The 10,969-nt window shown below is 38.2% G+C and carries 8 protein-coding genes; 6 read left to right on the top strand and 2 right to left on the bottom strand.

Features of this window, described 5'->3' with window-relative positions:
• From B3P23_RS16870 to B3P23_RS16860, 3 genes are all read left to right on the top strand, one after another.
• Window positions 1–3,999 (top strand): SusC/RagA family TonB-linked outer membrane protein (locus B3P23_RS16870; RefSeq protein WP_293928327.1); only part of this gene is annotated, 3,999 nt, incomplete at its 5' end.
• An 11-nt stretch (window positions 4,000–4,010) separates the two neighbouring features.
• Entirely contained in the window at window positions 4,011–5,369 is a 1,359-nt protein-coding gene (locus B3P23_RS16865; protein ID WP_293928325.1) for a RagB/SusD family nutrient uptake outer membrane protein, read from the top strand.
• A 1-nt stretch (window position 5,370) separates the two neighbouring features.
• Window positions 5,371–6,582, top strand: coding sequence for a TlpA family protein disulfide reductase (locus tag B3P23_RS16860; RefSeq protein WP_293928323.1), 1,212 nt, complete (start codon window positions 5,371–5,373; stop codon window positions 6,580–6,582).
• 68 nt (window positions 6,583–6,650) lie between these two features.
• On the opposite strand, the gene B3P23_RS16855 is transcribed toward B3P23_RS16860, so the two are convergent.
• Both B3P23_RS16855 and B3P23_RS16850 read right to left on the bottom strand, forming a co-directional pair.
• Window positions 6,651–6,863: a hypothetical protein gene (locus B3P23_RS16855; protein WP_108159639.1), complete on the bottom strand. Its 213-nt coding sequence runs from the start codon at window positions 6,861–6,863 to the stop codon at window positions 6,651–6,653.
• Between the two features lie 570 nt (window positions 6,864–7,433).
• Window positions 7,434–8,615: a hypothetical protein gene (locus tag B3P23_RS16850; protein WP_293928319.1), complete on the bottom strand. Its 1,182-nt coding sequence runs from the start codon at window positions 8,613–8,615 to the stop codon at window positions 7,434–7,436.
• Between the two features lie 448 nt (window positions 8,616–9,063).
• Here B3P23_RS16850 and B3P23_RS16845 point away from each other — a divergent pair, with 448 nt between their 5' ends.
• The 3 genes from B3P23_RS16845 to B3P23_RS16835 all read left to right on the top strand — a co-directional run bounded on the left by B3P23_RS16845 (window position 9,064) and on the right by B3P23_RS16835 (window position 10,601).
• Complete coding sequence (locus B3P23_RS16845; protein WP_293928317.1) at window positions 9,064–9,504, top strand: toxin-antitoxin system YwqK family antitoxin; 441 nt, start codon at window positions 9,064–9,066, stop codon at window positions 9,502–9,504.
• 9 nt (window positions 9,505–9,513) lie between these two features.
• Entirely contained in the window at window positions 9,514–9,663 is a 150-nt protein-coding gene (locus tag B3P23_RS16840) for a hypothetical protein (protein ID WP_293928315.1), read from the top strand.
• A gap of 287 nt (window positions 9,664–9,950) precedes the next feature.
• A complete protein-coding gene (locus B3P23_RS16835) occupies window positions 9,951–10,601 on the top strand; it encodes a transcriptional regulator (RefSeq protein ID WP_293928313.1) in 651 nt (216 codons plus the stop codon).
• Window positions 10,602–10,969 lie beyond the last annotated feature (368 nt).

The following is a 10,969-nucleotide window of genomic DNA, read 5'->3' as shown; positions in this document are numbered from 1 at the left end:
AACCTTTTTCAGGAAGGGACAACGGACGTTTTGGAGCAGTTTTTGGAAGCTACCAGATCTATACCAGCTCCTAAGCTGATTCGCACCCTGTTTTACCGAAAGCCGTCATTACACCGCTTCTGCACCGTCTTTTTCCCGTCCCTGACCCGGGAAATGGACGGTGCAGGGACTTTGCAACTGCGGTGCAGGGACAGGAAAGTTCAAAACAAGGTGCGAACAAGGTTAAAACAAAGTACGAATCAGATCCAAATAGGCTTTTTGTCTTTTTTGTTGAATTTGATGCAAAAAGTAGTTTTCAAAGTGGCTAAGAGTGTACCGGTAGTGTACGGGTTACTCACGGGGAGTGTACCAATCCTGTACCGAGAATGTACGGAGAAGCTACGGAGAAGGTACCAAAGAGCTACTCAAGCCAGTAGCTTGGCTGAAGATCTGCAGGCGGAGCGTAGACAAGGACGGGAACACGGTTGTTCATGTATCTCCCAAGCATGCGTAGTGCATATGCTAAGTAATGGTCAAGCATGGATAGTGCGTAAAACGGTACCCATTGATACACTATCCATGCACTATCGACGCACTATCTATGCTTCATCTATACTTGATCGATGCCTGAAGAGTGCTTTATCTCAAATAAGCGCTTTTAAGCGATCCAATTTATTTTGTCAAGCATCTGGGTGGTTTTGGATTAATAATCGTTCAAATCGCTTAAAATGCTTGTTAACAAAAAAGGTTGGAGCTATTCAGGATGTCTTGAAGACGTGCCGCAAAGATTTTTTGTTAAAATCTAAATTTTCCGTTTCGATGATCGCACTGCTCGTGATGACCTTTGGAGCAGGAGCAAGCCAGGCGCAGACCAAGTCAAGCTATACCCTGCAAGGTACCGTCATTTCTGCTGTAGATAAGAAGCCATTACAGGCTGTATCCGTGCGTGTTGAAGTGGATCAAGTGAAGTCATCGACCAAGAAAGATGGTTCTTTCAGCATCACGGTCCCACATCGGAATGGCATAGTGAAATTTTCCTCTGTCGGTTACAAAACCGTAGAACTGGATTATACCGCAGGTGCAACATTGCATGTGCAACTAATGTCTTTGGAAAATCAACTGGATGAGGTGGAAGTCGTGTCTACAGGATACCAAAAAATACCAAAGGAAAGAGCGACAGGGAGCTTTGAAGTCATCAATAACGAACAGTTAAATATCAGTAAATCATCTCATTTTATTAATCGATTGGAAGGATTATCGCCATCGCTTCGATTTGAAAAACGTGTCTCAAATTTGAAACCGGAGAAGCAGATCTATCAAAGAGGTAATTCTACTTTTTTAGGCGCTTGGAGTCCGCTCATTATCCTAGATAATTTTCCTTACGAAGGTGATCTAAGTAATATCAATCCCAATGATATTGAAAACATAACCATACTGAAAGATGCCGCTGCTGCTTCAATATGGGGTACAAGATCTGGCAATGGGGTGATTGTTTTAACTTCCAAATCGGGAAGCAAATTAGATCGTATGCAATTGGAAATCAGTTCAAATCTACAAATAGGACAAAAGCCAGATATCTACAAGCTGCCTCATATGTCCAGTAAAAGTTTTATAGAAGCAGAAGAATTTTTATTTGACAACAACTACTACGATTGGATGATCAACTATCCGGATTATACGATATCGCCGATTGTTTCTCTATTGGACAAACTCCGTTCAGGAAAAATTGATTCGGAAAGCTATCAGAATCAAAAGAGTGCTTTGGAGAAAAATGATGTTCGAGAGGATTATATGAAGTACATATACCGTAACAATATCGTCCAACAATATTTTACGGGTCTATCGTACGGAGGTAAGAAAATCGATTTTAGGGCAAGTTTGGGATTTGACAAATCTCTAGAAAATATCAAAAATAATCAATCTGATCGAATCAGTGCAAAATTTGTAAGCAGCATGCGTCCTTCAGATCGGTTTTCGGTTGATCTGAGTATAGGCTTTTCCGATAATGGAAAGCAGGGACATGGAAATGCTTCTAAAGTGGATTATGGGTCGCTGTATTCAGGTGCAGGAAAATCATTTTATCCTTACGTTCGCCTGGTGGATGATCAGGGCAATGGAATAGATCTTGAAACTGTGACTTTTAGGAAGTCTTATATAGATACGCTTGCCGGTGGACGCCTGTTGCCCGAGCGCTACAATATCATGAATGAAATATATGCAAGTAAAAATCAGGCACGTGTTAGTGATGCCACAATGAGTCTGGCTGCCCATTATAAACTCAGCAGTGCTTGGCAGCTCGATGCTTCTTATCAATATCAGCGGTCTTTGAGCAAGACGACAGATCTCGAGTCGCTCGACTCGTATTTTACCCAACATTATATCAATTTATATACACAATTCACTCCGAATACCTTAACCTACAATGTGCCCGTAGGTGATATTTATAGCCAAAGGATTGGCGATCTGGCTTCACATTATATCAGAACAACAGCAACTTTCGATCAAACACTAGGTGCCGGTGTTTTGAATGTATTAGCAGGGGCAGAAGTAAAAAGTATGGACAGTCGGATCGAAGGTTACAGATTATATGGGTATGATGCGGATCGTATTGAATTTTCTCCCGTAGATTTTAAAACAAGTTTTCCTTTGTTAAATGGACTTCAGGGGAGAGCGCAAATATGGAATGGCAATAAGATCGAGGAATATAAGCAACGCTTCGTTTCTCTTTTTATGAATGGATCGTATACGCTTCATAATCGATATGTATTTTCTGGGAGTATACGTCGCGATGCTGCAAATCTATTCGGCGTGGCATCAAACCGTAAATGGCAACCGCTTTGGTCACTGGGTGCTGCTTATGAAATCAGTAAAGAGGACTACTTTCCTAAAGGCACGTTTTCTTACCTAAAACTTCGGACCACTTATGGCGTAAATGGTAATGTCACTACCCAGATATATGCTTATCCAACCATTGCTTACGATGGTGTTTTTCCTTATACAGGATACACAAATGCTTACATGGTCAATCCTCCAAATCCAGATTACCGTGCCGAACGTGTCGGCATGTTTAATATGGGGATAGATTTTGCTATGACCAGTGGTCGTCTACATGGAAGTGTAGAATTTTATAACAAAGAGGCAAAAGATCTGGTGGCATTGGCCAATATTGACCCCACAACTGGTTTTTATACACAGGCAGTCAATATCGCTAATTTTAAAAATAAAGGTTTTGAGCTCAACCTGCAAAGTACCAACGTTGTATCGGGAGATTTTAAATGGAATTCAAATCTGATATTTACCTACGGAAAAAGTGTGGTGACCAAGTATAATTACAAACATTCGAGTGTATCGAGTTATATGTGGGCTGCAACAGCACCAAATCCAGTTGTGGGTAGAGATTTATATGGTCTATATGCATTTCGATTTGCAGGCCTAGATCACAATACGGGTGCACCGATGGGCTATTATAATGGTGAAGTATCGCAAGATTATTCTAAGATCATGTCTGTCGGTATAGACGATGTCAGATATATGGGATCTAGTTTACCGATCTATTCTGGGTTTATAGCAAATACTATTTCATGGCGATCATGGTCTTTGAGAGCCAATCTTCAATATAAATTCAAGTATTTCTACAAGCGTCAAAGTATCCAATATAATGGATTAGCACAATACTGGCAGATGCATGATGATTTTGATCGTCGATGGAAAAAACCTGGAGATGAGCTGCATACCCATGTGCCCGCATTAATATATCCACTAAACTATCAAAGAGATCAGTTTTATCAAAATTCGGAGGTCTTAATTGAGCCGGCTGACCATATCAGATTAAAAGATATTAACTTACAGTATCAGATGAACCTACAATCCAAAACAGTCAAATCGATGCAGTTTTATTTAAACGCCGACCATCTGAATCTGATATTATGGCGTAAATCAAAATATAAAAACGATCCTGATTTTAACTTCTTGATCCCTACACCTAGGCTTTATACAATAGGTGCTAAGGCATCATTTTAACACTAAAATTTATGAATTATCATCTACTATACAATCGAATTCTGTTGGGCATGATCTTACTCTGCCTACAGTCTTGCAGTAATTTTTTGGAAACAAAGCCCGATACTAAATTGGCCATCCCCAATACGTTTGAGGACTGTCAAGCTTTGCTTGACGGATATGGGACCGTTAATATGGGGTATCCTTATGTTGGAGAACTTTGTGCGGATAACTTTTTGATAAATGAGGAGAATTGGAGCAGTTTAGGAGATTATGAGGATCGTATGCTTTATATCTGGGATAAGGAAACTAGCCCGATCATCACGCAATGGGCATCACCTTATCAAACCGTCTTCATTGCTAACCAAGTATTATCCATATTGAAAGAACTACCTGCAGGGAATAGACGGGAGCAACTGGAAGGTGCGTCGTACTTTTACAGAGCTTATGCTTTGTTTAGCTTAGCAGAGATATTCGCACCTGTTCCAAAAAAAGATGGGTCTAATGCAGATTTGCCTGCTTTACCTTATCGCACATCGCCCAATGTGGAAGAAAAAAGTGTCCGGGTTCATCTTAAAGACTATTTCGACTTGCTGTTGCAAGATTTGGAACAAGCTGAAAATTTGTTACCGTTGACCAATGGGCTACCTTCAAGACCAACAAAAACAGCAGCAGCGGCATTGCTCTCCAGAATCTACCTCTATATGCAGGAATATGATAAGGCTTTGCTATATGCCAATAAAGCATTGGCCCAAAATAGCAAACTCATGGATTATAATATGTTAAGACCATATGAAGAAAGCCCGTTTAAACAGTTTAACGAGGAAGTGATCTTTCAGGCCATATCAACAGGAACCTATACGTATTATTATACCGTTTGGAAAGTGGCTCCTGATTTTCTTCAAAGCTATGCCGATCATGACCTGCGAAAAAATCTATTATTTATGGAGAATGAAGACAATACTTATTCATTCAAAGGGAATTATGATGGCGAGTTTAATCAGGCTCCATTCAGCGGTCTTGCGGTAGATGAATTGATCTTGACAAAAGCTGAATGTTTGGTGCGATCAAATCAGATTAGTGAAGCACTTACATCGCTCAATAGCTTATTGGAGAAACGGTATCGAAGAGATACTTTTGAACCCATTACAACACAAGATCCATCGCAATTGCTCCAGATCATTTTAGAAGAACGAAGAAAAGAATTGGTGATGAGGCAAAGAAGGTGGCCTGATTTGAAACGCCTGAATCTAAATAGCCAAACAGCAAAGACTTTAAAGCGTCAAATGGGAAATAAGGAGTATCAGTTACTGCCTAATGATCCTTTTTATACTTTTTTGATACCCCAAGAAATTATCAATAATTCCTCACTTTCTCAAACGATAAGATAGTATGAAAAATTTATGTTATTTACTATGTTTTCTGCCGGTTTTTCTGCTGGCACAACAGCATGAATCTGAAAAAGATACAGCGCAAAAAATAGTTCAAATAGGTGAAAAAGTCCCGTCCGATGCTTTAGGTAAAACTCTAGATGGAAAAAGTATTGGCACGGTCAAACAACTTCCCGAAGAGTTGGTTATTCTGGATTTTATGGATACTTCATGTAGCAGCTGTATTGCGACACTGCCCCGGTTAAATAAATTGGAGGAGGAAAATAAGGGTAGATTAAAGATAATATCCATCTCTGGTGAGAAGGAAAGTCGAGCAGCAGCTTTTCGTGCGCACAACGAAGTGTTTAAAGCTAATAAATTGGATTATGTGGTAGAAGATAAATTGTGGTCAACCTATTTTCCGCATCAGACTGTTTCGCATATGGTCTGGGTCTATAAGGGAAAGGTGATTGCCATTACTTATTCTGAGTTTGTGGATCAGGCGATGGTTAATAAAGTGTTTGAGAATGGAGCAATTGAGCTGCCGGTTAAAGATGATTACCTGGTGTTCGATTATGGGATACCGCTGATAAAAAGTCAGAAGGGTAAGTATTCATTTCTTACCGGTTATATTGAAGGCGCATATCCAAAATTTAGTCAAGAAGTGGACAGTGTACATCGCGAGGTGCGGGAGTATATTGTAAACGCAGGTATAATTCCTGCTTTTCTTTCGTGTTATGGAAGGGTTAGTGAAATACCTTATATGAAAGACAGCCGCATTATGATTGAGCGGTCTGATAAAGAGCGATTCTTGTTTAAAGAAGAACGCTCAAGATATCAGGAAATATGGCGCCGAAATTATGGCATAAGTTATGAAGCTAATTTTGATCTGGAGCTAGATGAAAAGGAAAGAGCGCTTGCCATGATCCGGGATCTGGAGCTAAAACTTGGAGTCAGAACAGCTATTGAATTAAAAACTGTAAAATGCTGGGTGATCAAAGATGAAGGAAAGGATATCGGCAAACCGGATGATAATGGTCAAACAATAGATGATTTTGCATTTATGCTTGACTTGAATGCAGACAGGCCTCCCATTATAAACGAATCTAAAAATCTTAATAAGTATGCTTTTAAGGGATTCTCTGATTTTACGGAGATGCAACGAAGTCTCAAGGAATTTGGCTTTATACTTGTAGAGGAGGAGAAGGAAATACCATGTTTTGTTATTGAGTAAAATAAGTGGAAAGAGCTATCATTTTTTTGATAGCTCTTTCGTATTAAATGCAATAATTAAAATCTTATTTAAGCTTTTAATTTTACATTTGTTGTACTTGTTCTCGTATTCAGAGCTTGTAACATTTCATTGCGTAGCGCATTTGAAATGGTAGGAACACCACCTGCATTTGGTGCTTCAATGGTACAGATCTGATTATTTCCTGAACAAGGTGGCGTTCCCAATGAGTAACTTGCTGGATCTCCAGGGTTACTAGGGTTATTCAACTGAAATGTTGCCATTTTGTTTTAAGTTAAATTATCATTAGGTGAATTGATCACAGTAGCGCTTTTGACGTACTGGCCCCGCAGTCTCCAACTATCAGAGTGCTGCGTTTTGAATTGGCGTCTGGACTCCTTATTTGGCCAATCAATTTGTTTTCATTTTTTTATTTGGCTGGTTTCCAATTTTAGGAATGGCACAAACCTATGTTGCGGCCTTTTCTGATTTTTTCTGTTTTATTTTTATATCATTTCTTATTCATTTCTATTTCCTTCATGAATTCTCCCGCTCTTCTGCCGGATGTCTTCACCTTTGCAATGCTTTTGAAACCCTGGTGTCGTACGCTTCGATTCAAAACTAATACGAAAACGAACATTTTGGAGGTGAGACTTTTTGTGTATGCAACCCGTTTAAAAGGACTTTAAAATGAGCTCCCTTTTAGCAAAGGGGAGAAATGAGGTGAAATTGGCTTAGAATAGATTCTTGCTATAAAAGGTCATTCAAGCGTAGTACACTTGAATATGGACCTTGATCTGGGATGAAAATGGGAAATCAGGAGGGGATTCCCCCATTTTTACTTTTTTTTCAATTTATCGACGATTTTTTCCGCCCAAATGGTCAAAATCACGCTCTATAGCCTGCAGCATTTTTGTCAAAATGCCGTGGACATGAGTAGCTCCGCTTTCCAGTTTTTGTCTATCGAATTTTTCCAGACTATCTTTGGATACCAAATGCCCACGTTTGGTCCGGACACAAGTGGAAACATATGAACAGACTTCACGCTTGCTCATATCTTCGGGGTACACCTCAGCAAGATGCATGTAATGTGTAAATAGATTGATATGGCTGGCATACAATTGTGTCGGTATTCCGATCGGTTTCTCAACTTCTGCGGGTTTATTAAGCTCCTCTATTTTATTTACTTCTTCAGGTTTGGTTTCGGTTGCCGCTATAGATTTTAGTTTAAAGGTCTTTCTTTGTTCTGCATATTGGATCAGCAGATCAGCGAGATGGGCGCGGGTAGGATCAAAGTATAATTTGGGATCTCGTGAAGCTTGGCTTATACGTAGTTCATTCTCATCAATGCACATGATTTTATTTTCATCGGAAAGTTCACTGAGCCTAAAGTTAATCAGCTCACTGCATCGATTGAAAAATCCCATATGATTAAAATTGATATTGATCATGGTCTCGATAAAACGTCGTTCCCAATCTTTGTCACGATGATCATGAGCCATACGGGTTAGCGACTGCAGCAGCTTGTTGAAAAATAGATCGTGATAATAACACAGCTGATTACTAGCATTATTGAAATGGCTCTCTATCGCAGATTGGATCTCTAATAATAGATGTTTCCAGATCCCCTTTTTTAAAAGCGCTTCTTGTAAAGGAGGGAATTTTTCGGTAATCTCTGCTTTTAACAGCTGATATTGATAGTCTGTCAATGGTTCTTCAAGATCCATATCTTGGCTGTATAGATCTTCATAAGTCTGAAAGAGCTCGTGAAATTTCAATATGATCAAATCAACTTTCCGATTCTTCTTCCGATAAATAATATTGAACATGCGTCGCAATTGACTGTAGAAAATACGGAAGGATTGCTGAACTAGCTCACGATTACCGTGACTGAGGTATCTCGTATGAGAGTGAATTTCGATATTCTTTAGCGCTGCTAAGAGGGCTTGTTCGATCTGTTCATCTTCTTCTTTGTTCAAATGCGGGATACCATAGGCTGCTATGAGCTCCCTTAAGTTACTTAAAACACTTATCATAATCAGTAATAAAATGGAAAATTTATATATGTTTACTAAAATTAAACAAGAAAAGGTGAGTTATCAAGTATTTTCCTATGTAAGGGAAAAATATATGCTATTTAGAATTTAAAAAGCGTTGTTCATATAGATTAAATCAATTTCTGAAAGAAATTATTGAAGTTCTAAGGTAAGTTTTGCTGTGTAACAATCGACGATATGTTTATTTAGCGAATTCTTTATGACGTAGCAAATAACCAAAGAGCATCGATACGACTACCAATTTAAAAAAGAAAAGAATCATCCGAAGTATTTCGGATAGTTATAGTCAAAAGAAACGAATAATAGGTATTGATATAATTTGACCATTAACTTTTTCTAAAAATATGTTAATTTTAAAGTTGGTAAGGAAAAAATGGGATACGATTAAAATTAATAGTAGGTAGTATTGGATTATTAAAAATAAAAGATGTCTAAAGAAAATTTAAATAGCCCATTTAAAATTATAATCTCGAATGGAATCACCTATAGAGAGGATGATCCCAATACCCCGTATTCTGGAGTTTACAACTGGTTCACTGATGATGGCTCTGCTGTAACATCAGTTTATGAAGATGGTTTTCATGTCAGTCAGTTGATTACGGACAATGGTTTGACTAGAAGTAAAACGCTATTTAGAAAAGATCACAGCAAAGAGATAACTATCTACGATGATAATGGAGATATTTCCATTAGAAATCAGATCGTGGATGGAAAATTGGAGGGCATGACAGAGATTTACGCAGATGGAGTATTATTGATGACTGCTGAATTTAAAAAAGGAAGAAAAAATGGGGAGTGCATTGTATACCATGCTGATGGGTCAATTGCTAGGCGGGAGTATTATCTCAATAATGTCAAACAAGATTAGAAACACAAGATGACAGATAGTGAATTGAAATATATTTGGAGTGTACCTAAATACTTACCGTATGTTCAACCTGAACTTACTCCTGAAATTCTGGAGCAAGCGCAAAAGCAGATTGGTTATAATCTTCCTGAAAAATTAGTGGAAATTTTAAAAATTTAGAATGGGGGATATGTTAGATACAAACTTGCAGAGACTCTTCACGAACAGATAACGGGGATCGGGCCTTATTTTCTTTCATTGACTGATTTTGATAGGACAGTAAGCTAGTGGACAGTGGTCTGTAAAAAGGCGAGGGGGCAGGGTAATTCAATGTTAAAGCGTACGCATGCGACACCAATACCTTACGAATCGTAAATGATGACCTTCAAATATAAATTGGTCATAGATTGCTAGCTATAAAACGTGTAATTTACGGGAGTTCTAAGTATTGCTAAATGAATATAATCATGATGAGAAAATATCTTTGTATAATGCTTCTTTTTATCGCTGCAGCGGATGGTCTGCGTGCGCAAACGGTGACCAGTAAATTACTCCCAACCAGATTAAAAGCAAGTTTTGAACGTGTAAAAGCGGCTATCCCAGATATGGATGGCTGGTATATTGATCAGGATATGGAGATTAAAGCCCTGGCCCATACAGATACTACGGCGATCTTTGAAATCCAGGAGAAAGGTTTAAGTACTGAAATTCTTGTTGATAACGAAAAAGAGTATAATAAGTTGGTCGCTGCGGCAGCAAAAGATGTTTCCAAACCAAGTATTTATATGCTCTATAATTATAAGTTAAAAGGCAAAAAAACGCAGTTTGTGCCGATAAAAAAAAGCTTCCTATTTCCTGAATATGGGTTTATCTGGACACTGACCATAAAAAAAATAGCAGAAAACGAAACTGAACTTTCATTTGCATATAAATCGCTGACCCCAACATTTGCCAATAAAATAGAGCAGGAATTTAAAGGCGATACCTATTATAGCAACAAAATTCTAAAAATTTCGGTCGATGATAAGCGGATACGTCAACGGATCAACGATATTTTGATCAATAAAATGCATGTCGACAGGGATTATCCGGCGCCATCATATCCAATGCGTAATTAGAAAATAGAATTCATAAAAAGACATTATCCACTCTTACTGAATCTGAATTGAAAGCTTACTGGGAATCCGGTGATGCTATTGAAAAGGCACTTATTGATGGATCTGTGAAAATAATGTTAAAACTAGATTTCATTAACCAGGTAAGTATAATATTACCATTTAATAAGATTGTTTATGAAATCTCAGTTAGTAATTCAGAACTAGAAAAATTTATTGGAACAGATTTTAACTCAATTTCCAAGAATTGGGACGAATTATTCTCAAAACCCTATGTTTATGATCAAAAAGGTAGGATGATATTTTTTGATAAATTCGGCGCCAAAAAATAAGTTTTTACACCAAGATCCAAAGGAACAAGTTAGAGGAGC

The sequence above is a fragment of the Sphingobacterium sp. UBA6320 genome, from assembly GCF_002440335.1.
In the GTDB taxonomy this organism is placed as follows: Bacteria; Bacteroidota; Bacteroidia; order Sphingobacteriales; family Sphingobacteriaceae; genus Sphingobacterium.
The sequence above is the reverse complement of the archived record's forward strand: the minus strand, read 5'-3'. Positions and strand labels throughout refer to the sequence as shown.

Excerpts from the sequence above, each read along its gene's own strand:
- B3P23_RS16855 (WP_108159639.1), bottom strand. The coding sequence starts at position 6,863 with ATGGCAACATTTCAGTTGAATAACCCTAGTAACCCTGGAGATCCAGCA.
- B3P23_RS16860 (WP_293928323.1), top strand. The coding sequence starts at position 5,371 with ATGAAAAATTTATGTTATTTACTATGTTTTCTGCCGGTTTTTCTGCTG.
- B3P23_RS16845 (WP_293928317.1), top strand. The coding sequence starts at position 9,064 with ATGTCTAAAGAAAATTTAAATAGCCCATTTAAAATTATAATCTCGAAT.
- B3P23_RS16865 (WP_293928325.1), top strand. The coding sequence starts at position 4,011 with ATGAATTATCATCTACTATACAATCGAATTCTGTTGGGCATGATCTTA.
- B3P23_RS16840 (WP_293928315.1), top strand. The coding sequence starts at position 9,514 with ATGACAGATAGTGAATTGAAATATATTTGGAGTGTACCTAAATACTTA.
- B3P23_RS16850 (WP_293928319.1), bottom strand. The coding sequence starts at position 8,615 with ATGATAAGTGTTTTAAGTAACTTAAGGGAGCTCATAGCAGCCTATGGT.
- B3P23_RS16835 (WP_293928313.1), top strand. The coding sequence starts at position 9,951 with ATGATGAGAAAATATCTTTGTATAATGCTTCTTTTTATCGCTGCAGCG.